General features: G+C 64.1%; 21 protein-coding genes. 7 read left to right on the top strand and 14 right to left on the bottom strand.

What is annotated here, in order from left to right:
* Nucleotides 1-116 precede the first annotated feature (116 nt).
* Complete coding sequence (locus KLP42_RS21030) at nt 117-1250, bottom strand: flagellar biosynthetic protein FliO (RefSeq protein WP_215569088.1); 1134 nt, start codon at nt 1248-1250, stop codon at nt 117-119.
* A 361-nt stretch (nt 1251-1611) separates the two neighbouring features.
* On the opposite strand from KLP42_RS21030, the gene cckA reads away from it, so the two are divergent.
* The 5 genes from cckA to KLP42_RS21005 all read left to right on the top strand — a co-directional run bounded on the left by cckA (nt 1612) and on the right by KLP42_RS21005 (nt 10159).
* On the top strand, nt 1612-4230 hold the full coding sequence (gene cckA / locus KLP42_RS21025) for a cell cycle histidine kinase CckA (protein ID WP_215569086.1): 2619 nt from the start codon (nt 1612-1614) through the stop codon (nt 4228-4230).
* 201 nt (nt 4231-4431) lie between these two features.
* The gene (gene recA / locus KLP42_RS21020) at nt 4432-5520 is read left to right on the top strand and encodes a recombinase RecA (protein ID WP_215569084.1); all 1089 of its coding nucleotides are present in this window, start codon (nt 4432-4434) and stop codon (nt 5518-5520) included.
* Between the two features lie 161 nt (nt 5521-5681).
* Nucleotides 5682-8342: an alanine--tRNA ligase gene (gene alaS / locus KLP42_RS21015; protein WP_215569082.1), complete on the top strand. Its 2661-nt coding sequence runs from the start codon at nt 5682-5684 to the stop codon at nt 8340-8342.
* Nucleotides 8343-8498: 156 nt separating this feature from the next.
* Nucleotides 8499-9335, top strand: coding sequence for a tRNA 2-thiocytidine(32) synthetase TtcA (gene ttcA / locus KLP42_RS21010; protein WP_252193150.1), 837 nt, complete (start codon nt 8499-8501; stop codon nt 9333-9335).
* A gap of 8 nt (nt 9336-9343) precedes the next feature.
* Entirely contained in the window at nt 9344-10159 is an 816-nt protein-coding gene (locus KLP42_RS21005; protein ID WP_215569077.1) for an inositol monophosphatase family protein, read from the top strand.
* 86 nt (nt 10160-10245) lie between these two features.
* Here KLP42_RS21005 and KLP42_RS21000 read toward each other — a convergent pair whose 3' ends face one another.
* The 11 genes from KLP42_RS21000 to purC form a co-directional block, all read right to left on the bottom strand.
* Nucleotides 10246-11451, bottom strand: coding sequence for a multidrug effflux MFS transporter (locus KLP42_RS21000; protein ID WP_215569183.1), 1206 nt, complete (start codon nt 11449-11451; stop codon nt 10246-10248).
* Between the two features lie 133 nt (nt 11452-11584).
* Nucleotides 11585-11920 carry a Grx4 family monothiol glutaredoxin gene (grxD, locus tag KLP42_RS20995; protein WP_215569074.1) on the bottom strand — a complete coding sequence of 112 codons (336 nt, stop codon included), beginning with the start codon at nt 11918-11920 and terminating at the stop codon, nt 11585-11587.
* Nucleotides 11921-12061: 141 nt separating this feature from the next.
* Complete coding sequence (locus KLP42_RS20990) at nt 12062-12295, bottom strand: BolA/IbaG family iron-sulfur metabolism protein (RefSeq protein WP_215569072.1); 234 nt, start codon at nt 12293-12295, stop codon at nt 12062-12064.
* 86 nt (nt 12296-12381) lie between these two features.
* Complete coding sequence (gene purL / locus KLP42_RS20985) at nt 12382-14589, bottom strand: phosphoribosylformylglycinamidine synthase subunit PurL (protein ID WP_215569070.1); 2208 nt, start codon at nt 14587-14589, stop codon at nt 12382-12384.
* A gap of 115 nt (nt 14590-14704) precedes the next feature.
* Nucleotides 14705-15271, bottom strand: a complete 567-nt coding sequence (locus tag KLP42_RS20980; protein ID WP_215569068.1) for an acyloxyacyl hydrolase — start codon at nt 15269-15271, stop codon at nt 14705-14707.
* A 262-nt stretch (nt 15272-15533) separates the two neighbouring features.
* Entirely contained in the window at nt 15534-15923 is a 390-nt protein-coding gene (locus KLP42_RS20975; protein WP_215569066.1) for a hypothetical protein, read from the bottom strand.
* Between the two features lie 101 nt (nt 15924-16024).
* On the bottom strand, nt 16025-16696 hold the full coding sequence (gene purQ / locus KLP42_RS20970; RefSeq protein ID WP_215569064.1) for a phosphoribosylformylglycinamidine synthase subunit PurQ: 672 nt from the start codon (nt 16694-16696) through the stop codon (nt 16025-16027).
* Nucleotides 16693-16950, bottom strand: coding sequence for a hypothetical protein (locus KLP42_RS20965; protein WP_215569061.1), 258 nt, complete (start codon nt 16948-16950; stop codon nt 16693-16695). Before KLP42_RS20965 ends, purQ begins: the two co-directional genes overlap by 4 nt.
* On the bottom strand, nt 16943-17107 hold the full coding sequence (locus KLP42_RS20960; protein ID WP_215569059.1) for a hypothetical protein: 165 nt from the start codon (nt 17105-17107) through the stop codon (nt 16943-16945). Before KLP42_RS20960 ends, KLP42_RS20965 begins: the two co-directional genes overlap by 8 nt.
* Nucleotides 17108-17124: 17 nt before the next feature.
* Nucleotides 17125-17367: a phosphoribosylformylglycinamidine synthase subunit PurS gene (purS, locus tag KLP42_RS20955; protein WP_215569057.1), complete on the bottom strand. Its 243-nt coding sequence runs from the start codon at nt 17365-17367 to the stop codon at nt 17125-17127.
* A 17-nt stretch (nt 17368-17384) separates the two neighbouring features.
* Nucleotides 17385-18149 (bottom strand): phosphoribosylaminoimidazolesuccinocarboxamide synthase, encoded by a 765-nt coding sequence (purC, locus tag KLP42_RS20950; RefSeq protein WP_215569049.1) that lies wholly within the window; start codon nt 18147-18149, stop codon nt 17385-17387.
* Nucleotides 18150-18385: 236 nt separating this feature from the next.
* On the opposite strand from purC, the gene KLP42_RS20945 reads away from it, so the two are divergent.
* Nucleotides 18386-18700 carry an ATPase inhibitor subunit zeta gene (locus KLP42_RS20945; protein ID WP_215569046.1) on the top strand — a complete coding sequence of 105 codons (315 nt, stop codon included), beginning with the start codon at nt 18386-18388 and terminating at the stop codon, nt 18698-18700.
* 75 nt (nt 18701-18775) lie between these two features.
* Entirely contained in the window at nt 18776-19090 is a 315-nt protein-coding gene (locus KLP42_RS20940) for a DUF1476 domain-containing protein (RefSeq protein ID WP_215569044.1), read from the top strand.
* Between the two features lie 69 nt (nt 19091-19159).
* On the opposite strand, the gene KLP42_RS20935 is transcribed toward KLP42_RS20940, so the two are convergent.
* Nucleotides 19160-21679, bottom strand: a complete 2520-nt coding sequence (locus tag KLP42_RS20935; RefSeq protein ID WP_252193139.1) for a putative bifunctional diguanylate cyclase/phosphodiesterase — start codon at nt 21677-21679, stop codon at nt 19160-19162.
* A gap of 139 nt (nt 21680-21818) precedes the next feature.
* On the bottom strand, nt 21819-22373 hold the full coding sequence (locus KLP42_RS20930) for an RBBP9/YdeN family alpha/beta hydrolase (RefSeq protein ID WP_215569032.1): 555 nt from the start codon (nt 22371-22373) through the stop codon (nt 21819-21821).
* Nucleotides 22374-22413 lie beyond the last annotated feature (40 nt).

The raw sequence follows: 22413 nt of genomic DNA, 5'->3' as shown, positions 1-22413 counted from the left end.
GCAATCCGGTCTCAGAAAATTCCAGGCACGCTCGCTCGCGTGCCTTTTTTATTGCGCATTTTTTGAGCAGTGCCCCGCCGACCGAGCCCCGCCCGGCCGGTCCGGGCCGATGGCGCTCAGCGGTCATCGCGCGTCACGGACATTTCGCCGAAGATGCGTGCCACTTCCGCCTGCAGCGAGGGTTCCGGTGCAGCGCCGGTGATGCGCGGGGCGGCCGGATCGCGGCGTGGCGTCGAGGGCGTGGCCGTCACTGCCGGTCTGTCGCGTCGGTCGGCGGCGAGGTTGCTCGCCATTTCCTCCTCGAGAATACGGTCGAAATCGCTGCCCAGCGTGCGCGCCGGCACCGGCGTGGCGGAGATCGGAGCCAGTGCAGGGGCCGTGGCAGTGGCAGGCGAGGCGGGCTGGCTGTCGCGACGGCTCTCCCGGTCGGCTTCCGGCTGGGGTGACTGGCCGGACTGGAACACGCGGCGGCGGGCGGCTTCCAGCACATCGCTGGCCGCTCCAAGATCCGTCGGCGCCTGGGACACCGTCACGGCGGGCTGCGCCGGGTCGGCCGGCGGCGGTGCGGGTGTCTGTTCGGTTGCGGTACGCGCTTCCCGGAAGGTATCCCTGGAGGCTTCCCGCCCTGCATCCGGGCGGGCCGGTTGAGCCTCGGCCGGCTCTATGCGGCGCACGCGCGGGGCTTCCGCCTCGCCAGCCGCCTGCACGGGAGCTGTGGGGGCCGTCTGAGCGGCGACAGCGGGGGCGGCCGGTTCTGCACGCGGGCGCGGTCGCGCCGGGGCGGCATCCAGGCGCTGCATCGCCACAGCGGCGCCGGTCGGCGCGACAACCGGTTCGTCCGGGGCTTCCAATCGGCGCGGCGGCGCGTTCAGCGCGGCGGGCTCGGCCTGCGGTGCGAGGCGCGCGTCCTCGCGGCGGGAGGGCAGGCCCGGCGGCATGGCCGACAGGGTGCCGTTCTCGGAGGTGCGGATGCCGCTTTCGATGACGATGTCGGTCGGGCCGCCGATCATGACGAGATGTTCCACGTCGTCGCGTCGCACCAGCACGATACGCCGGCGTGCATCGACGGCGGCGGCATCCAGAACCTGCAGGCGCGGCTGGCGATTCTTGCCGCCACGCAGAAAGGGCGAGGGGCCGCTGCGACGCCTGACCAGCCACAGAACGAGGACGAGCGCCAGGAGCGCCAGCGCCACGCCGGCCACGGCAATGACAAGGCGGCTGCCATAGGCTCCCATCAGATCATCGACCATGCATGCATCTCCCTGTCTGATTGGCGGCAGCACATCATGTCGCTGCCGGACGCCGGTTCCCTGCCCGCCGCCGTCCGGCTCCAGGGTGCGGCATGGGCCGCCCGGTTCGGACGAAGGTTAGGCAAGTCGCAAGTCCGCCGCAAGCCAGAGGCCGCATAGAAGCGGGTGCCGACCCGGCAGGACGGCCGTGCCGTGCTGCCCAGATATGGATGCAAACATGCCCTCGGCAATAGGATTGTGAATGTCTTCAACGGGTTTCTGATCCTCGGCGCTTTTTGGCAGGTCCGCAAATTGCTATGGAAGAGCAATGGACCGATTCCGTGGCCGAGATGTTCAGTAACCGGTCGAAATGCGAGGTGTGATGACGAAATCGCAACCGATCGGCGGCTATGACGCGCCCCTGGTTGACCGGGGAACGCGCGGCGGCACCGTGCTGCGCCTGCTTTTGCTGGCGCTGGTGCTGGTTGGCGTGTCGATCGCCTTCGTGCTGTTCAAGGACGTGATGGACAACGAGATCGTGCTGGGCGTTCTCGGCGTTCTTGCCATGGTCGGCATCTTCTTCATCGTTTCCTCGATGATCGGTTTCGTCGAGGTGATGCCGCAATCGCGCTCCGACGATTTCGCCGCCAGCTATCTCGCCGGCCATCCGGACGGCATTCTGGTGACTGACCGGCGCGGCCGCATTCTCTATGCCAATGCCGCCTATGGTCGACTGACCGGTGCCACCAAGGCCAGCAATGCGCAATCGCTGGAGGCGCTGCTTTCCAAGAACAGCGAGGCGACGGAAGCGCTCTACCGGCTGACGACCGCCCTGCGCGACGGGCGCGGCGGCCACGAGGAATTCCGCCTGCTGAAGCCGCTCGGCCGCGGTTCCGCCAATGGCGCCGGCGCCCACTGGTATCGGCTGAAGGCGCGCATTCTGGTCTCGCCGCTTCTGCCGGCGCCGCTCGATGTGTGGCAGATCGCCGACATCACCTCCGAGCGGGAGGAGCAGGAGCGCTTTTTCCGCGAACTGCAGAACGCCATCGACTATCTGGACCACGCACCCGTCGGCTTCTTCTCCGCCGGCAAGAAGGGCGAGGTGTTCTATCTGAACGCGACGCTTGCCGAATGGCTGGGGCTTGACCTCACCAAGTTCGTGCCGGGCTCGATGACCATGTCCGACATGGTGGCAGGCGAGGGCATGGCGCTGATCCAGTCCGTGCAGGCCGGCCCGGGCCAGAAGCGCACGGAGACGCTGGATCTCGACCTGCGCCGCAGCAACGGCCAGAGCCTGCCGGTGCGGCTGGTGCATTCCGTCTCCTCGATGCGCGACGGGGCGCCGGGCGAAAGCCGCACCGTGGTGCTGGCGCGCTCACGCGCCGAAGGCGGGGACCAGTCGGCATCCGCCATGCGCTTCACCCGCTTCTTCAACAACACGCCGATGGCGATTGCCTCGATTGGTGGCGATGGCAAGATCCTGCGCATCAACGCGCCGTTCCTGCGGCTGTTTTCCGGCGTCGTGTCGCGTGACGACGTCGATTCCGGCGTTTCGCTCGATGTGATCGTGCACGAGAGCGCGCGTGCAGATCTGGAACGGGCGCTGATGGCCGCCAAGGACCGCCAGGGTGATATCGCGCCCATCGATTGCCGGCATCCCGGCGATGACAGCCGGCATGTGCGCTTCTACGTCAATGCCGTGATCGACGAGAGCGACGAGGCGCCGGAAGAGGTGGCGATCGTCTATGCGGTCGAGACCACCGAGCAGAAGGCGCTGGAAACCCAGATGGCCCAGACGCAGAAGATGAACGCGGTGGGCACGCTGGCGGGCGGCATCGCGCATGATTTCAATAATGTGCTGACCGCCATCCTGCTGTCCTCCGATCATCTGCTGCTGCAGGCGCGTCCCTCCGATGCGAGCTTTGCCGACCTGATGGAGATCAAGCGCAATGCCAACCGCGCTGCGGTTCTGGTGCGTCAGCTGCTTGCCTTCTCGCGCAAGCAGACCATGCGCCCGGTGGTGCTGAACCTGACCGACGTGGTGGGCGATCTGCGCATGCTGGTCGACCGGCTGATTTCCGGCACCAATGTGAAGCTGGAGGTGGACTATGGCCGCGACCTGTGGCCGGTGCGCACCGACCTTTCGCAGTTCGAGCAGGTGCTGATCAACCTGTGCGTCAATGCGCGCGATGCCATGCCGGGCGGTGGCGAGATCCGCATCCGCACCCGCAACGTGACGGCCGACGAGGCCGTGACCTTCCCGAGCGCCCGGCTGCCGGCGGAGGATTTCGTGATGGTCGAGGTGGCCGATACCGGCACCGGCATTGCCCCCGACATCATGGACAAGATCTTCGAGCCCTTCTTCACCACCAAGGAGGTGGGCAAGGGCACCGGTCTCGGGCTGTCGATGGTCTATGGCATCGTGAAACAGTCCGGCGGCTACATCTATCCCGAATCGGAGGTCGGCAGGGGTACAACGTTCCGCGTCTTCCTGCCGCGCCATGTGCCGGACGTGAAGCCGGTGGCCGAACAGGCGCCGGCAGACCAGCAGGCGGCAAGCCACAGCCTGCCGCAGGCGGCGGCGGCCGATACGGCCGCGCCGCAGCAGGACATCGACCTGACCGGCAATTCCGCCGTGGTGCTGCTGGTCGAGGACGAGGAGGCGGTGCGCCGCGGCGGCAAGCGCATGCTGGAAACGCGCGGCTATACCGTGCACGAAGCGGGCTCCGGCACCGAGGCGCTCGACATCATGCAGGAACTGGACGGCAAGGTGGACATCGTCGTTTCCGACGTGGTGATGCCGGAAATGGACGGACCTTCGCTGCTGCGCGAACTGCGCAAGACCTATCCGGACCTGAAGTTCATTTTCGTCTCCGGCTATGCCGAGGATGCCTTCGCCCGCAACCTGCCGGCCGATGCGAAGTTCGGTTTCCTGCCGAAGCCCTTCTCGCTGAAGCAGCTGGCAGTTGCGGTGCGCGAAATGCTCGACCGCAAGGACTGATGGCAAGGCGGGGCGCCGGCAGGGGACCGCAGGGCGCATCCGCAGCGGCGGCCGGTGGCGGAACGTCCAGAGAACGCAGGTCGATTTAATTTTGCGATTCAGGGGTTTGGTTGCCCCTTGCAAAAAGAGAACAAAAAGAGTACATCTTGCCCATCGGATGCTTGTTGCCCGCGCGGCTGCAATAACCTAAAGGTGGATAGGATGGCACAGAATTCATTGCGGCTCGTAGAGGAAAAGACAGTGGACAAAAGCAAGGCGCTGGAGGCGGCACTCTCCCAGATCGAACGCTCCTTCGGCAAGGGTTCGATCATGAAGCTCGGGGCGAACGAGAGCGTGGTCGAGATCGAGACCGTGTCGACCGGATCGCTCAGCCTGGACATCGCACTCGGCATCGGCGGCCTGCCCAAGGGGCGCATCGTCGAGATCTACGGACCGGAAAGCTCGGGCAAGACGACGCTGGCGCTGCAGACCATTGCGGAAGCCCAGAAGAAGGGCGGCATCTGCGCCTTCGTGGATGCCGAGCATGCGCTGGATCCGGTCTATGCCCGCAAGCTGGGGGTCGATCTGCAGAACCTTCTGATCTCGCAGCCGGACACTGGCGAGCAGGCGCTGGAAATCACCGATACGCTGGTGCGCTCCGGTGCTGTCGACGTGCTGGTCGTCGATTCGGTCGCGGCACTGACGCCGCGCGCCGAAATCGAAGGCGAGATGGGCGACAACCTGCCGGGCCTGCAGGCACGCCTGATGAGCCAGGCGCTGCGCAAGCTGACGGCTTCCATCTCCCGCTCGAACTGCATGGTGATCTTCATCAACCAGATCCGCATGAAGATCGGCGTGATGTTCGGCTCGCCGGAAACCACCACGGGCGGCAACGCGCTGAAGTTCTACGCCTCCGTGCGCCTCGATATCCGCCGCATCGGCGCCGTCAAGGAGCGCGAGGAGGTTGTCGGCAACCAGACCCGCGTCAAGGTGGTCAAGAACAAGATGGCGCCGCCCTTCAAGCAGGTCGAATTCGACATCATGTATGGCGAGGGCGTGTCCAAGACCGGCGAGCTGGTCGATCTCGGCGTCAAGGCCGGCATTGTCGAAAAGTCGGGCGCCTGGTTCTCCTACAACAGTCAGCGGCTGGGGCAGGGACGTGAAAACGCGAAGATCTTCCTGCGCGACAATCCGGAAGTGGCGCGCGAGATCGAGATGGCGCTGCGCCAGAATGCCGGCCTGATCGCCGACCGCTTCCTGCAGAATGGCGGGCCGGAGGCCAATGACGGCGAGGCTGATCCGGACGCGTGATCGGCGTCCTTTTCTTCCGGACATTTTTTGAGCCGGCCGCGCGACCAGAGATGTTGTGCGGCCGGTTTTTCGTCCTGCTGGACAGGGTCCGGCTGGAACGTTAAAAGCCAGTGGTTTTTGGATGTAGGGACCGCCAGGGGCGGGGGTATAAGGGCTGTTGCATGAGTGGCGTGAATGAGATCCGGTCGACCTTCCTCGACTATTTCCGCAAGAACGGTCACGAGATCGTTTCTTCCAGTCCGCTCGTGCCGCGCAACGACCCGACGCTGATGTTCACCAATGCCGGCATGGTGCAGTTCAAGAACGTCTTCACCGGTCTTGAAACCCGGCCCTATTCCACGGCGACCACCTCGCAGAAGGTCGTGCGCGCCGGCGGCAAGCACAACGACCTGGACAATGTCGGCTATACCGCGCGACACCTGACCTTCTTCGAAATGCTCGGCAACTTCTCCTTCGGCGACTATTTCAAGGACCGCGCCATCGAGCTTGCCTGGAACCTCGTCACCAAGGGCTTCGACCTGCCGAAGGAACGCCTGCTCGTCACGGTCTATGCCGAGGATGACGAAGCGGCGAGCCTCTGGAAGAAGATCGCCGGGCTTTCGGACGACAAGATCATCCGTATCCCGACCTCGGACAATTTCTGGCAGATGGGCGATACCGGCCCCTGCGGTCCCTGCTCGGAAATCTTCATCGACCAGGGCGAGCATGTCTGGGGTGGCCCGCCCGGCTCTCCCGAAGAGGATGGCGACCGCTTCCTCGAATTCTGGAACCTCGTCTTCATGCAGTTCGACCAGTCGGCGCCGGGCGAGCGTACGCCGCTGCCGCGTCCCTCGATCGACACAGGCATGGGCCTGGAGCGTATGGCCTGCATCCTGCAGGGCGTTTCGAGCGTCTTCGACACCGATCTGTTCAAGGCGCTGATTGCCGCAACCGAGGATGTCGTCGGCGTCAAGGCCGAAGGCGATCAGGCCGCAAGCTTCCGCGTGATTGCCGACCATCTGCGCTCATCCGCCTTCCTGATTGCCGATGGCGTTCTGCCGTCGAACGAAGGCCGCGGTTATGTTCTGCGCCGCATCATGCGCCGCGCCATGCGCCACATGCAGTTGCTCGGCGCCCGCGAACCTTTGATGTACCGTCTGCTGCCGGCGCTTGTCGGCGAAATGGGTCGCGCCTATCCGGAGCTTGGGCGCGCGGAATCGCTGATTTCCGAAACGCTGAAGCTCGAGGAAGGCAAGTTCCGAACGACGCTGGCGCGTGGCCTCTCGCTTCTCTCGGATGCCACGGAAACGCTCGGCAAGGGTGATTCGCTTGACGGCGAAACCGCCTTCAAGCTCTACGACACCTATGGCTTCCCGCTCGATCTCACGCAGGATGCGCTGCGCGCCCGCGGCATCGGCGTGGACCTGACCGGCTTCAACGATGCCATGCAGCGCCAGAAGGCCGAAGCCCGCGCCAGCTGGGCGGGGTCCGGCGAGAAGGCGACCGAAGGCGTCTGGTTTGAACTCAAGGAGAAGTTCGGCGCGACCGAATTCCTCGGCTACGATACCGAATCGGCCGAGGGTGTGGTGCAGGCAATCGTGCGCGATGGCGTCGTGGTGAACGAGGCCAAGGCTGGCGAGACGGTGCAGATCGTCGTCAACCAGACACCGTTCTACGGTGAATCGGGCGGCCAGATGGGCGATACCGGCGTGATCTCCACAGACGGCGCGAAGCTTTCGGTGACCGATACGCAGAAGAAGGGCGAGGGCCTGTTCGTGCATGCGGCGGTGGTTGCAGAAGGCGTGCTGAAGACCGGTGATGCGGTGGTGCTGACGGTCGACCACGCGCGCCGTTCGCGTCTGCGCGCCAATCACTCCGCCACCCACCTGCTGCACGAGGCATTGCGCGAAGTGCTCGGCACGCATGTCGCCCAGAAGGGATCGCTGGTGGCGCCGGAGCGCCTGCGCTTCGACATTTCCCATCCGAAGCCGATGTCGGCCGAGGAGCTTGCCCGCGTCGAAGACATGGCGAATGCCATCATCCTGCAGAATGCGCCGGTGACGACGCGCCTGATGAGCGTCGACGACGCGATTGCCGAGGGCGCCATGGCGCTGTTCGGCGAAAAATACGGTGAAGAAGTGCGTGTCGTTGCGATGGGCACCGGCATCGAAGGCGCCAAGGCGGGCAAGCCCTACTCGATCGAACTGTGCGGTGGCACGCATGTGGCTTCCACCGGCGAAATCGGTCTGGTGCGCGTGCTCGGTGAAAGCGCCGTCGGCTCGGGCGTGCGCCGCATCGAGGCCGTGACGGGCGAGGGCGCCCGTGCCTATCTGGCGGAGCAGGACGAGCGCGTGAAGGCGCTGGCCGCCGTGCTGAAGGTGCAGCCGGGCGAACTGCTGCCGCGCGTCGAGGCACTGATGGACGAGCGCAAGAAGCTTGAAAAGGAACTGGCGGATGCCCGCCGCAAGCTGGCCATGGGCGGTGCCCAGGGCGGTGCGGCTGCCGAGGTGCGCGAAGTGGCCGGCGTCAAGTATCTCGGCAAGGCCGTCAGCGGTGTGGATGCCAAGGACCTCAAGGGCCTGGTGGACGAGGCCAAGACCGGTCTCGGCTCCGGCGTAGTGCTGCTGATCGCCGTCAGCGAGGATGGCAAGGCGAGCGCGGTTGTCGGCGTCACCGCCGATCTGACCGAGCGCCTCAGTGCTGTCGATCTGGTGCGGGTGGCCTCTGTGGCGCTTGGCGGCAAGGGCGGTGGTGGCCGTCCCGACATGGCGCAGGCCGGCGGTCCGGATGGTGCCAGGGCCGATGAGGCGATTGAGGCGGTGGCTGCGGCAATCGCCGGCTGATGTGAACGGCAGAACGGGGACGGGTGTTGGCGCGGCCCTTAGGCCAGGTGCACGTCGGGTCAACCCGGGGGCGTGGCTTGGCCTTTCCCGGGTGGGTGCTGAGCGGAGAAGGAGACTGGCGTGACGCTGGCGGTGGCGATCGACGAGACGGACGACATGCCGGTGGAGGGCGATGGCTTTCTCAGCGGACTGTTTGCCCATGCGCCACAGACGACCGCCTTCAACAAGCTTCGCAAGCGCCTGCTGCGGCAGGTGCGCCAGGCGATCGATGATTTCGGCATGCTGAAGGACCAGCGCCGCTGGCTGATTGGCCTCTCCGGCGGCAAGGACAGCTATTCCCTGCTGGCGCTGTTGATGGATCTCCAGTGGCGCGGGCTGTTACCGGTGGAACTGGTGGCCTGCAATCTCGATCAGGGCCAGCCGAATTTTCCCAAACACATCCTGCCGGAGTATCTTGCCGGTATCGGCGTGAAACACCGCATCGAATATCGCGACACCTATTCGGTGGTGAAGGAAAAGGTGCCGGAAGGCGCCACCTATTGCTCGCTCTGTTCGCGCCTGAGGCGCGGCAATCTCTACCGCGTGGCGCGCGAGGAGGGCTGCGACGCACTGGTGCTGGGGCATCACCGCGATGACATTCTCGAAACCTTCTTCATGAACCTCTTCCACGGCGGGCGGCTGGCCGGCATGCCGGCGAAGCTCTTGAACGACGAGGGAGACCTCTTCGTGCTGCGTCCTCTGGCCTATTGCGCGGAAGAGGATCTGGCGAAATTTGCCGCGGCCATGCAGTTTCCGATCATCCCCTGCGACCTCTGCGGCTCGCAGGATGGGCTGCAGCGCAATGCGATGAAGCAGATGCTCTCGACGATGGAAACGCAGATGCCGGGTCGCAAGGACCGCATGCTGCGGGCGCTGTCGCATGTGAACCCCTCGCATCTGCTCGATCCCAAGCTGTTCGATTTCGCATCCCTTTCCGCTTCCCCGAAAGACTGAGGTATTCCATGAGCATTGATGTGATGGCACTGGCGGACGTTTTGAGACGTGCTGCCAAGGCCGAGATCCTGCCGCGTTTTCGCCGGCTGTCCGACGGCGACGTGCGCGCCAAGAGCGAGGCGACCGATCTGGTGACCGAGGCGGATGTGAATGCCGAGCGGATGATCCGGGCGGAACTGCAGCAACTTGCACCGCAGGCGCTGTTCATCGGCGAGGAATCGGTGGCAGCCGATCCGGCGCTTTTGGCGAAGCTGAAGGATGCGGAACTGGCGATCATCGTGGATCCGGTGGATGGCACCTTCAACTTTGCCTCCGGCATCCCGGCCTTCGGCGTGATGGCTTCGGTGGTTTACCGCAACGAGACGATTGCCGGCCTGATCTATGATCCGATGGGCGACGACTGGGTGATGGCGGAAAAGGGCAGCGGCGCCTATCTGCGCCGGCCGGATGGCGATGCCATGCGTTTGTCGGTTGCCGACGCAAAACCGCTGGAAGCGATGATCGGCATGGCATCCGCCGGTTATTTCTTCGGCGAACAGCGCGAGAAGATTCTCAGCAACCTCGCAAAGGTCAGGATGTTCGCCTGCTATCGCTGTGCGGCGCATGAATATCGCACGCTGGTCGGCGGTCATGTCGATTTTGTCATGTACAACAAGCTGATGCCCTGGGATCATCTGGCCGGCACGCTGATTGCGCAGGAAGCGGGTGGCCACGCGGCACGCTTCGACGGCAGCCCCTATCGCCCGACCGATCTCGACGGCGGCCTGCTGGTGGCGAGCAATCCGGAGAGCTGGCGTATTCTGCGTGATGAGATCATCGGCTGAGGGTCGTTTCTCGGCCAATTGCTGAATGGCAAAAAGCCCTGGCATCGGTCTGATGCCAGGGCTTTCTGATGCTGAGGGCGGATCGATCAGACCCGCGGATTATGCGCCTGGAAAAGCTTGCCCTTTTCGGCGATCAGCACGAACAGCAGGCCGATGAAGGAGACGGAACAGAAACCCGCCACCATGGGCAGTGCCGTGCCGTTGAAGGCCTGGCCGATCACGGCGCCGATCGCCGCACCGCCGACCGTGCTCATGAAACCGAGGACGGACGAGGCCGTGCCGGCCACGTGGCCAAGCGGCTCCATGGCCAGCGAATTGAAGTTCGCACCGATCCAGCCGAACATGAACATGGCAAGCCCGAAGAAGCTGATGAACAGCAGGAAGGGCATCGGTTGCGGCCCGACGAGCTGGACGACCAGCCAGAGCGCGTTGATGACGATGAAGGCGAGCAGCGAGGCATGCGAGAGGCGACGCATGCCGAAGCGACCTACGAGCTTCGCGTTGATGAACGAGGCAAGCGACATGAAGGCGGCGACCGCTGCGAAGGCGACCGGGAACCAGGGGCCGAGGCCATAGATGCCGACATAGATCTGTTGGGCCGAATTGATGAAACCGAACAGGGCGCCGAAGATGAAGGTCGCGGCGATCGTGTAGCACAGCGCGATACGGTTGGTGAGGACGATGCGAAAGCCGCCAGCGATCGAGGAGAATGTCAGCGGCCGCACATCGGCCGGTGACAATGTCTCGGGCAGCCGGATCATCATCCAGGCGAGGATGGCCATGCCCATTACCGCGATGAACAGGAAGATCAGGTGCCAGTCGCCGCCGAGCATGATCAGCTGCCCGGTTCCCGGCGCGATGATCGGCACGATCATGAAGACCATCATGATCAGCGACATGACTTCCGCCATGGCGCGACCACCGAAGACGTCACGCACGATCGACACGGTAATGACGCGGGTGGAGGCGGCACCTGCCCCCTGGATGAAGCGCAGCGCCAGCAGGCCGCCAAAGGAGGGAATGGCAACGATTGCGAGCGCACAGATGATATAAAGCGCCAGGCCGAAGATCATCGGCATGCGGCGGCCGAACCGGTCGGAGATCGGCCCGTAGAGCAGCTGCGCAAAGCCGAAGCCGAACAGATAGGAGGAGACGATGAACTGACGCTCGTTCACGTCCGCCACCTGCAATGCTTCGCCGATCTGCTGCAAGGCGGGCAGCATGATGTCGATGGCCAGCGCATTGAGCGCCATCAGCATGGCCATCATCGCAATGAATTCCGCCTTGCCCATGCCTTTCAGCCGGGCTGGCGCCACGTTGGTTACGGATGTCACGATCAATTATCCTGAAAATGCAAAGGCGCCGCGGGATGGCGGCGCCTCGATCTGAAATCGATGACTGCCGGGTGCGCCGGCAAGAGGCCCCTTAGGCAGCGCCGCGAACGGCGATGCCCTGTTCCTGGAAATGAGACTGCAGTTCGCCGGACTGGAACATTTCACGGACGATGTCACATCCGCCGACGAATTCGCCCTTGATGTAGAGCTGCGGAATGGTCGGCCAGTTCGAATAATCCTTGATGCCCTGGCGGATTTCCTGGTCGGCGAGCACGTTGATGCCCTTGTAGTCGACGCCGAGGTAATCGAGGATCTGCACCACCTGGCCCGAGAACCCGCACTGCGGGAACTGCGGCGTGCCCTTCATGAAGAGAACGACGTCGTTGCCCTTCACTTCGCTGTCAATCAATGCGTGAATTCCGCTCATGGCTCCATTCCTTTCCTGCCCGGGGTCAAGGTCCGGGCGCTGTTGAGCCTTAAATAACACGGGATTTGACAAATTCCAGCCATTGCGGGTGCTGGAAACCATCAAATCGCGTGAACCGTTGCGGCTTGTTGGCGGGGTGTGTCAATCCGGTGCGGATGTCTGCAGCGCCAGCGCATGCAGCACGCCGCCCATATTGCCCTTCAGCGCCTCATAGACCATCTGGTGCTGCTGCACGCGCGTCTTGCCGCGGAAGGCTTCCGCGACCACTTCCGCCGCGTAATGGTCGCCATCGCCGGCGAGGTCGCGGATCTTGACCTTGGCACCTGGGATCCCCGCCTTGATCATGTCTTCGATGTCACCGGGGCGCATGGGCATGGGTCATTCCTTTCAAGTCAGTCGCAACGCGCTTTTCAGCAAGAGTGCCAAAAAGCGCGCCATTGTCAAAGCGCTTCCTTATATGGTCACGCCATAAAGCTGGGGAACCAGCCTTCATGTGCTGCAGCGAGATCGGCAACGGCAATGTCGATGATCGCGTCGATGACGAGGCGTTCGCCGCCGAGCGTGCCGAGCGTGCGGAAGGGCACTCCGGCCGATTCGGCGCTGGCGCGCACGAAGTTGGCGAGATCGGCAGGAACGGCCACCACGTAACGGGCCTGGTCTTCGCCGAACAGCTGGGCATGCGGCAGGCCGCGGCCTTCCGCAAGCGAGAGTGTCGCACCCTCACCGGCGCCCATGCACATTTCGGCCAGCGCAATGGCAAGGCCGCCAGAGGAGATGTCGTGGCAGGCGGTCACCTGGCCATTGCGGATGATCGCGCGGACGAAATCGCCATGGCGGCGTTCGGCGGCAAGATCCACGACCGGCGCCGGGCCTTCCGTGGAGCCCAGAATGTCACGCAGATAGACCGAGGAACCGAGATGGCTGCCGTCGATGCCGATCATGATCAGCACGTCGCCCGCCTTTGCGGAGCCGATACGCGCCATCTTCGACCAGTCGGGCAGCAGGCCGACGCCGGCAATCGTCGGGGTCGGCAGGATCGCCACGCCGTTCGTCTCGTTGTAGAGCGAGACATTGCCCGAGACGATGGGAAAATCCAGCGCACGGCAGGCTTCGCCGATGCCCTGGATGGCGCCGACGAACTGGCCCATGATCTCCGGCTTTTCCGGGTTGCCGAAATTCAGGTTGTCGGTTGCAGCGAGCGGTTCGGCACCGGTCGCGGTGATGTTGCGCCAGCATTCGGCGACCGCCTGCTTGCCACCTTCGACCGGATCAGCCTCGACATAACGCGGCGTGACGTCGGAGGAAAAGGCGAGCGCCTTGGTCGGATGACCCTCGACGCGCACGACACCGGCATCGCCGCCCGGAAGCTGCAGCGAATTGCCCTGGATCAGCGTGTCATACTGCTCATAGACCCAGCGGCGGCTCGACTGGTTGGCTGACCCCACGAGCTTCAGGAGCGCCTCGTTGTAATCGGAAGGAGCAGCGACCTGTTCGGCCGGCAACGGCGGGCGGCCGTTGGAGGCCTGCCAGGGGCGGTCATACTCGGGGGCCTGGTCGCCGAGATCCTTGATCGGCAGGTTCGCGACTTCCTCGCCCTGATGCAGGATGCGGAAGCGCAGGTCGTCCGTTGTCTTGCCGACGATGGCAAAGTCGAGGCCCCACTTGACGAAGATCGCCTTGGCTTCCTCTTCCTTTTCCGGGCGCAGAACCATGAGCATGCGCTCCTGGCTTTCCGAGAGCATCATCTCATAGGCGGTCATGCGCTCTTCGCGCACCGGCACCTTGTCGAGGTCGAGCTCGATGCCGAGGTCGCCCTTGGCGCCCATTTCGACCGCCGAGCAGGTGAGGCCGGCAGCGCCCATGTCCTGGATCGCGATGACCGCGCCGGTTGCCATCAGCTCAAGGCAGGCTTCCAGCAGGCATTTTTCGGTGAAGGGGTCGCCGACCTGAACGGTCGGGCGCTTTTCCTCGATCGATTCGTCGAATTCGGCGGAGGCCATGGTGGCGCCGCCGACGCCGTCACGGCCGGTCTTGGCGCCGAGATAGACGACCGGAAGGCCGACGCCTTCGGCCTTGGAGTAGAAGATGGCGTCCGTCTTGGCGAGACCGGCGGCAAAGGCGTTGACGAGGATGTTGCCGTTGTAGCGGGCATCGAATTCCACTTCGCCGCCGACCGTCGGAACGCCGAAGGAATTGCCGTATCCGCCGACGCCAGCCACGACGCCGGAGACGAGATGCTTCGTCTTCGGATGATCGGGGGCGCCGAAGCGCAGTGCGTTCATGGCAGCCACCGGGCGGGCACCCATGGTGAAGACGTCACGCAGGATGCCGCCGACGCCGGTCGCCGCCCCCTGATAGGGCTCGATATAGGAGGGGTGGTTGTGGCTCTCCATCTTGAAGACGACGCAGTCTCCATCGTCGATGTCCACGACACCGGCATTCTCGCCCGGTCCCTGGATGACGCGCGGCCCCTTGGTCGGCAGGGTGCGCAGCCACTTCTTCGACGACTTGTAGGAGCAGTGCTCGTTCCACATGGCCGAGAAGATGCCGAGTTCCGTGAAGCTCGGCTCGCGGCCGATCAGATCGAGAATCCGCTGATATTCATCGGGCTTCAGCCCGTGGGCGGCAATGAGGTCGGGCGTGATCGCGATCGTGTTGGAAATGGTCATCGTCTTCTCTAGTGGGCGGTCCAGACTGGCGTCTCTTTAGCCTAGATGGCAGAAGGGCGCGACAGGAAATTTCCCGTCGCGCCCAGATGAATTTCGCCTGTGCAGCCGTTCCGGCTCAGAACTTGTAGCCGACCAGCAGGCCGGCCCGCGTCAGGCCGCTATTGTCGTCGCCGCAGAGCCCGGCATGCGAGGAATGTTCGGCCATGCCGATCAGGCGCCAGTTCTTGTCGAGATTGACGCCGGCGGCGAGATATTCGTGGAAGAGGGCATGGCAGCCGAGTGCCGGGCCGCTGGTGCCGTCGGGGTGCAGGTTGCCGTCGTTCAGGCTGCCGCCGAAACCGGCTTCCAGGAAGAAACGCTCGTTGAGATTGGCCGTCCAGGAAAAGCCGGCATAGATCTGGTTTGCCGCGTCCGAGGTGCTGACATCGGCGCCGACATGGATGCGGGGACGGGTGAACTTGCTCCAGCCGGTTGCCTGTTCATGATCCCACGGATCGAAGAAGACCATGCCGGTGACGAAGGCGCCCTTTTCAGGGTTGTCCTTGTCGACGCCCAAAACCGAACCGAAGCGCGCTTCGTCGAAAACGGAATCCTGCGCCAGGCTCGGGCCTGCCATGGCACACAGGGAGCCGGCAGCGGCAAACAGCGACGCCGCCAGCGTATTGAATGCAGTTCGGGACATCGTTCAGGTCAACTCCGATGGACAGGAAGCGCTTCGGGACCGAAGCAGCGAGGCGGAGGTTATGCCGGGCCCTTGCCTCAATGCAAGGCTGCTGCCGGCCTTTGTGGCAAGAAAGAGAACGATGATGATGCTGTTGTTGCAGGATGAGCCCGCTCGGGCGCGGCAGCGTCAAGCCCGGCGCAAGCCTCGCGGCCCGGCAGGCGATGGACTGCGATCTTCCGGTGCCGAATCATCGGCCTTTCAGCAGGCCGCCGGGACCGGATCAGCAGCCGCGGCCGCCCGACGCCCAGCGGGTGACATCCTTGCGGATGCGCTCGGCCTGGCTGCCTTCCATCATCGGCCCGAAGGCATCGAGCCGTGCGGGATTGCCTTCCGCCTGCACGACGAGCAGCGGGCGCGATTCCGGGCTGTGGCGCGGCACGGCGAGGATGCGCGGCCGACCGGAGAAGGAATTGAGTTCCGGCGCCAGCCGGTAGGCTGCAAAGGCGGCGTCGCCGGACTTGAACCAGCAGCTGTTGGCGGCGAGCGCGATGCGCTCCATCGTCGCAAGTGCGGCGCGATCGGGTGCGACCGCAGACGGGCGCTCGCTCTTGCATCCCTGCAGGCTGAGGACGGCGACGGCAAGGCAGGCGAGGGCGATCTTGAAGGTCATGGGGTCCGATCCGGGCGTCGCTCAGGAGGGAAACGGGCTCCGCGTTGCCACGGAGCCTCGTCAGTCGAATGGCTGGCGGAGGATTGCGGCGAGCCTGTGGCTCAGGCCGCGATCACATCAAGGGCGGAGGCGAAAATGCCGCGGCCATCGGTACCGCCGTGCGCCGCCTCGATCAGGTTTTCCGGATGCGGCATCATGCCGAGCACGTTGCCGGCTTCGTTGACCACACCCGCGATGTCGAGCATCGAGCCGTTCGGATTGGTGCCTTGCGCATAACGGAACACCACCTGGCCCTTGTCCTGCATCGCCTTCAGCGTCTCGTCCTCGACGAAATAGTTGCCATCGTGATGGGCAACCGGGCAGCGGATGATCTGACCCTCGGCATAGGCGCGGGTGAAGTCGGTGTCGGCGTTGACGACCTCGAGCTTCACTTCCTTGCAGACGAATTTCAGGGAGGCATTGCGCATCAGAGCGCCCGGCAGCATGCCGGCTTCGACCAGGATCTGAAACCCGTTGCAGACGCCGAGGACCTTCACGCCCTTCTCGGCCTTCTCGCGCACGGCCTGCATCACCGGCATGCGCGCGGCAATGGCGCCGCAGCGCAGATAGTCACCATAGGAGAAACCGCCGGGGATGACGATCAGGTCGACATCCGGGATCTCCGTCTCCGTCTGCCAGACGGTGACCGGAGCCTGCCCGGAAATGCGCGTGAGGGCGGCAATCATGTCCCGGTCGCGGTTGAGGCCGGGAAGCTGGAGAACGGCGGACTTCATGGGTGGGGCTCAAACCTTGCTTGTGCTTCTGACAGTTCTCGGAGTTCGAGAGGATTTTCGATGCGCTCCATGCGCGCATCAATCTGGTGAAGCGCCCCATAGAGGTTGTTGATGTCATTTTGGTGCGCATGGATAACCAGACGCACCGAGCCGAGTTCGTTTCGCAATTCCCTCACAACGAGATCCGTCTTGTCGGCGCGGTGATGAAGCCGGCGCAACAGTTCATTGGTGAGGTCCTGCGATACGTCAACCAAAGCGCGCTTCCTCAGCAGAGAAGCGATCGCCGAACAACGTCTTCTTCAAGGCGTCGGTCTTTGCCCGGCCTTCGGCAAGCTCCCGATTCATCACCTTCATGAACCGGACGAGTTCATCGAATGATTCGGCGAGTTCCCTGCTGCGCTCGTCGGCCATGACACGCTCGGCAACCGTCAGATGAGAGCGATAGAATAGTTCTCGATGACGGTATTGGCCAGCAGCTTTTCGCACATGGCCTTCAGCTCTTCCTCGGCCTTGGCCCGGTCGGCGGTGTCGAGTTCGAGATCGAAGACCTTGCCCTGGCGAACCTGGTGGACGCCCTCGAAGCCGAGGCTGCCGAGCGCGCCTTCGATGGCCTTGCCCTGCGGGTCCAGAACGCCGTTCTTCAACGTGACGGTGACGCGTGCCTTGATCACTGGGTGCTCCTCGAAGCTTACTGGACCAGAACCGGGCCGGTGCCGCGGATCGGTTCGTTTTCGTTGATGATGCCGAGACGACGGGCAACTTCGGAATAGGCTTCCAGCAGGCCGCCGAGGTCGCGACGGAAGCGGTCCTTGTCCATCTTTTCCTTGGTCTCGATGTCCCACAGGCGGCAGCTGTCCGGCGAAATCTCGTCGGCCAGGATGATGCGCATCATGTCGCCCTCGAACAGGCGGCCGCATTCGATCTTGAAATCGACGAGCTGGATGCCGACGCCGAGGAAGAGGCCGGAGAGGAAGTCGTTGACGCGAATGGCGAGCGCCATGATGTCGTCGAGCTCGGCCGGATTGGCCCAGCCGAAGGCGGTGATGTGCTCCTCGGAGACCATCGGATCGCCGAGCTGGTCGGACTTATAGTAGAATTCGATGATCGAGCGCGGCAGAACCACGCCTTCCTCGATGCCAAGCCGCGTGGAGAGCGAACCGGCGGCCACATTGCGCACGACGATCTCGAGCGGGATCATCTCCACTTCCTTGATCAGCTGCTCGCGCATGTTCAGCCGGCGGATGAAGTGCGTGGGGATGCCGATCTTGTTCAGGTGCGTGAAGATATATTCGCTGATGCGGTTGTTCAGCACGCCCTTGCCGTCGATGATGTCGTGCTTCTTCTTGTTGAAGGCCGTTGCATCGTCCTTGAAGAACTGGATCAGCGTGCCGGGTTCGGGGCCTTCGTAAAGGATCTTGGCCTTGCCTTCGTAGATACGGCGGCGACGGTTCATGAGTTTCTGTCTCTTGTTGTTGGGCGCCGGTTGCGGCGCCGTGAAGGGTGTTTGTGCGGTCCCATAACGGAAATCCGTGCAATTCACAATGCGCGTTGGCGGAGCATGTGGTGGAGGACGACACAGCGGGGAAGGATTCGTTCACCCTTGGCCTACACGGTTTGGCAAATCTTCTGCGTCAGTTTCCTGAAGTCTGTTCGACGCGCCAGGGGGCGCCTATCGCAGCGGGGACCACGATGATCACTTTGCAAGACCGGGCGCGCGCGCTCGAGGACAGGTTTGCCCATGAGGAAGCCGCGCAGTTTCGTGCCGCTGCGCGGCGCAACAAGCTGATCGGGCTGTGGGCGGGGCAACTGCTCGGCAAGCCCAATCCGATTGCCTATGCGGAAGAATTCGCCGCCTGGGCCGTCGAGCATCGCGAAGACAACGAACTGACGGCGCGCCTTCGTGGCGAGTTCGCCGCCGCCGCCCTCGTGCTCGACGAGCAGGATCTGGCGACGCGGATGCAGCAGATGCTGCTGGAGACGCTGGCGGACATGCGCGCGCCCTAAGTCCATTGATCTGCCGCATTGCAGCCGGTGGAAGGCGTTCATACATTTTCTCTGCCGTCAGGGATGGAGAGAAAGATGACGAACTTCAACGAGCGTGAAAAGGCCTTCGAAAACAAGTTCGCCCTTGATGAAGAACAGCGGTTCCGCGCCTGGGCGCGACGCAACCGGCTGGCTGCCGCCTGGGCGGGCGGATTGATCGGGCGAGAGGATCTCGATGCCTATGCGGCCGAACTGGTCGAGGCGGATCTGGCCGAGGCCGGCGACGAGGATCTGGTGCGCAGGCTTGTGGCCGATTTCGAGGCGGCCGGGCTTGGCATCGGGGCCGCGGAGATCCGAGTCAAGCTGCTGGAGCTTGCGGCACAGGCCGCAGCGCAGGTGCAGCAGGAATAGCGGCGCGGCCAGCGGCCGTTCGGCGCAAGGGGTCGCCGGGCGCAGACGCGCCTTGAGCGACCCTCTGCCTCAGCAGCAGGTCTCGCGCCAGCCACCGGAGCGCATGAAGGTGACGAGTTCGTTGAAGGGCAGGGGTCTGGCCAGCGCAAAGCCCTGCAGAACGTCGCAGCCGAGTTCGCGCAGGATGCGGGCATGCTCCATGGTTTCCACGCCTTCCGCCGCGACCCGGATATTGAGCGATTTGCCGATCTCGATGATAGAGCCGACGAGGCGCCGCTGTTCGGCCGATTGCGGCAGCAGGCGGATGAGCTGACGGTCGATCTTCAGCGTGTTGGGCGACAGCTGCAGCAGGCTGACGATGGAGGCGTGACCGGTGCCGAAGTCGTCGATCTCGATGTCGATGCCAAGCCGCTTCAACTGGGTGAGGTTGCGCATCACCTGATCGTCGCAATTGTCGAGGAAGGTGGATTCCAAAAGTTCGAAGGAGAGCAGGCCGGGTGCAACGGACTGCTTGCGCAGCTTGCGGATCAGGCCGGGATCGAGCAGGCGGCGATAGGACACATTGGCCGAGAGCTTGGGCAGGACAAGCCCGAGTTCAGTCAGGCGGGCATGGTCTTCCAGTGCCTTTTCGAGAATCAGGTCATCGATGATCGACAGGGCGCCGATGTCCTCGGCAATCGACAGGAAGGCATCCGGCATCAGCAGGCCCTGGCGGGGATGCTGCCAGCGGGCGAGCGTCTCGGCGCCGCAGATGTCGAGGCTGCCGGCGTCGAACTGCAGCTGGTAGACCGGAAAGAACTGCCGCGTTTCGATGCCTTGCAGGATGTCGTCGGCGGTTCGCTTGGCCAGCACGAGTTCCTCATGCGTGGCGGCCGAATAGAATTCGTAGCGGTTGCGCCCGCCCTTCTTGGCCCGATAGAGAGCCATGTCGGCATTCAGCAGCAGCTGGCGTGCGTCGATTTCGCCGCCCGTCATCCAGGCAATGCCGATGCTGGCGCCGACGCGGCATTCGCGCCCCTCGTGCAGCACCGGTTCGCTGAGCGCGCGCACCAGCCGGTCGGCAAGCGCGGAAAGCTTGCGCGGCGAGCCGGTGAAGGGGGCGAGCAGCACGAATTCGTCGCCGCCGATGCGCGCCACGAACTGCTCCGCGCGGGCGAGGCGGCGCAGAACCGAGGCGGCATGTTTCAGGATCGCATCGCCGGCACCGTGACCCAGCGTATCGTTGATCTGCTTGAAGCGGTCGAGGTCGATATGCAGCACCCCGAGCGCGCTGCCTTCGCGGGCGCAATGTGCCGCCTCCCGCGCCATCATCGCATCCAGATAGCGGCGATTGGGAAGATCGGTCAGGTAGTCGTGCATCGCATTGTATTCGATGCTGGAGCGGGCGGCCTCAAGCTCCTCATTGCGGGCTTCGGCCATGCGGCGGGCCCGGTCCAGCTCGCGCTGCAGCATCACGTCGCGCGTGATGTCCCAGTTGGCGCCGACCATCTTCTGATGGCCGTCCTGATCGGTATAGGTCACGGTGCAGCTGCGGATGACGCGCTCGCTGCCATCGCGCAGCACGATGCGATATTCGTCGGAGAAGCGACGGTCGGCGTCCCGGTCCGCCGTGACGGCGGCAAGGATGCGCGGCCGGTCTTCCGGATGCAGGAAACTTTCCCAGGTCTCCCCAACCCGGATCTCCTCTCCGGGCGAAAGGCCGTACATCTCGTAGACGCGGTCGTCCCAATAGACCTTGCCGGTGACGAGGTCGGCCTCGAACACGCCGACGCCGGACAGCGTCAGCGCGATTTCCAGCCGCCGTGCCATCTGCGCGCGGCCGTGCTCGGCCTCGATGCGGTCGGTGACATCGGTATCCGTGCCGATGACGCGCAGGGGCCGGCCATCCGGCGCGCGCTCGACGCAGGCGCCGCGGCATTCGATCCAGACCCAGTGGCCGTCGGCGTGCCGCTCGCGGTAGAGGAACATCTGGTAGGCCGGATCGCCCGCCTCCTGCCGCTCCATGGCGTGCAGGGTGTAGTCCACGTCGTCGGGATGCAGGCGCTTCAGCCATTCCTCCTTGCTGGCCGGCAGCGGATCGTCTTCCGTCAGGCCTCGCAGCAGGCGCCAGGTGGGCGAGTAATACTTGACGCCGATCGCATAGTGATGGTCCCAGACGCCGGAGACCGAACTGATCAGCGCGCTGTTCCAGCGAATCTCGCGGGTGGAAACCTCGGCTTCGCGCTGCTTCTGCGCCGTGATGTCGGCAAGTTGCACGAGGAGGAGCGGCAGCCCTCCGGTGAGATGCGCAGACCAGTGCGAATGATCGACCAGGGCCCATTTCTCGCCACCTGCTGCAAGCGGCACGCGAAGGCTGACGGGTTGGCTGTGCTCGTGTGCCGCACAGTGCAGAAGATCATCGAGCAGGCGGCGGTCATCGGGATGAATGAGGGCGGGCAGATGATCGCAGAGCGGCAGGCGGGCCTGGCGGCGCCAGTCATGCTCGAACCGACGGTTGGAATGGACGAGGCGGCCGCTGACCGGTTCCACCACCGCCGTGGCAAAGGGAAGGGCATCCAGAGTGGCGGCATGGGCCGCCACGTCATGCATGTGCTGAAAAGGGATGTGGCAATCCGACCGCACCAGCGACGTTCCCCCACTCTGGCATCACCTGATGCGCGACATTAGCCTGCTTCCTTTAACCGAAGTTAAATTATTTACCGAAGAAGGAATGATTTCCTCGGACAGGTCAAGGCTTAAGTCCGGCCAGGAAGCGCGCGAATACCATGGTGCCTTCCGGCCATGGGCCGTGGCCCGATTCCGCATTGATATGGCCCGACTCGCCGGCATCGATCAGATGCGAGCCCCAGGCACTCGCCACGTCATCGGCATGTTCGTAGGTGCCGAATGGATCGTTGCGGCTGGCGATGGTCATCGAGGGGAAGGGCAAGGGATCGCGCGGATAGGGGCCGAAGGTCATCAGGTGCTTCGGCCGGATGGCCGGATTGGCGACATCCGGCGGTGCGACGAAAAAGGCACCGGCCACCTTGTTGCGGAAATGCGGAATGGCATGGATGGCCGTTGGAACGCCGAGCGAATGGGCGACCAGCACCACCGGCCGCGTGGAGGCATTCACTTCCTCCGCGACGCGCGCCACCCAGTCCTCCCGCACCGGCTTCGACCATTCGGCCTGCTCCACCCGGCGCGCCGTCTGCAGCTTCGACTGCCAGCGCGTCTGCCAGTGGGCCGGGCCGGAATTGGTGTAGCCGGGAATGATGAGAATATCTGCGTCTGATGCCTTCATGGCCCCCTATCTGCTGAGCCGGCCGCCTCGCGTCAAGAGC

Origin of the sequence: Rhizobium sp. CSW-27 (assembly GCF_018760785.1) — a bacterium.
GTDB lineage: Bacteria > Pseudomonadota > Alphaproteobacteria > Rhizobiales > Rhizobiaceae > Neorhizobium.
This window is presented reverse-complemented; position numbering and strand designations above follow the sequence as displayed.

Excerpts from the sequence above, each read along its gene's own strand:
- KLP42_RS21030 (WP_215569088.1), bottom strand. The coding sequence starts at position 1,250 with ATGGTCGATGATCTGATGGGAGCCTATGGCAGCCGCCTTGTCATTGCC.
- cckA (WP_215569086.1), top strand. The coding sequence starts at position 1,612 with ATGACGAAATCGCAACCGATCGGCGGCTATGACGCGCCCCTGGTTGAC.
- recA (WP_215569084.1), top strand. The coding sequence starts at position 4,432 with ATGGCACAGAATTCATTGCGGCTCGTAGAGGAAAAGACAGTGGACAAA.
- alaS (WP_215569082.1), top strand. The coding sequence starts at position 5,682 with ATGAGTGGCGTGAATGAGATCCGGTCGACCTTCCTCGACTATTTCCGC.
- ttcA (WP_252193150.1), top strand. The coding sequence starts at position 8,499 with ATGCCGGTGGAGGGCGATGGCTTTCTCAGCGGACTGTTTGCCCATGCG.
- KLP42_RS21005 (WP_215569077.1), top strand. The coding sequence starts at position 9,344 with ATGAGCATTGATGTGATGGCACTGGCGGACGTTTTGAGACGTGCTGCC.
- KLP42_RS21000 (WP_215569183.1), bottom strand. The coding sequence starts at position 11,451 with ATGGGCAAGGCGGAATTCATTGCGATGATGGCCATGCTGATGGCGCTC.
- grxD (WP_215569074.1), bottom strand. The coding sequence starts at position 11,920 with ATGAGCGGAATTCACGCATTGATTGACAGCGAAGTGAAGGGCAACGAC.
- KLP42_RS20990 (WP_215569072.1), bottom strand. The coding sequence starts at position 12,295 with ATGCCCATGCGCCCCGGTGACATCGAAGACATGATCAAGGCGGGGATC.
- purL (WP_215569070.1), bottom strand. The coding sequence starts at position 14,589 with ATGACCATTTCCAACACGATCGCGATCACGCCCGACCTCATTGCCGCC.
- KLP42_RS20980 (WP_215569068.1), bottom strand. The coding sequence starts at position 15,271 with ATGTCCCGAACTGCATTCAATACGCTGGCGGCGTCGCTGTTTGCCGCT.
- KLP42_RS20975 (WP_215569066.1), bottom strand. The coding sequence starts at position 15,923 with ATGACCTTCAAGATCGCCCTCGCCTGCCTTGCCGTCGCCGTCCTCAGC.
- purQ (WP_215569064.1), bottom strand. The coding sequence starts at position 16,696 with ATGAAGTCCGCCGTTCTCCAGCTTCCCGGCCTCAACCGCGACCGGGAC.
- KLP42_RS20960 (WP_215569059.1), bottom strand. The coding sequence starts at position 17,107 with ATGGCCGACGAGCGCAGCAGGGAACTCGCCGAATCATTCGATGAACTC.
- purC (WP_215569049.1), bottom strand. The coding sequence starts at position 18,149 with ATGAACCGTCGCCGCCGTATCTACGAAGGCAAGGCCAAGATCCTTTAC.
- KLP42_RS20945 (WP_215569046.1), top strand. The coding sequence starts at position 18,386 with ATGATCACTTTGCAAGACCGGGCGCGCGCGCTCGAGGACAGGTTTGCC.
- KLP42_RS20940 (WP_215569044.1), top strand. The coding sequence starts at position 18,776 with ATGACGAACTTCAACGAGCGTGAAAAGGCCTTCGAAAACAAGTTCGCC.
- KLP42_RS20935 (WP_252193139.1), bottom strand. The coding sequence starts at position 21,679 with ATGCATGACGTGGCGGCCCATGCCGCCACTCTGGATGCCCTTCCCTTT.
- KLP42_RS20930 (WP_215569032.1), bottom strand. The coding sequence starts at position 22,373 with ATGAAGGCATCAGACGCAGATATTCTCATCATTCCCGGCTACACCAAT.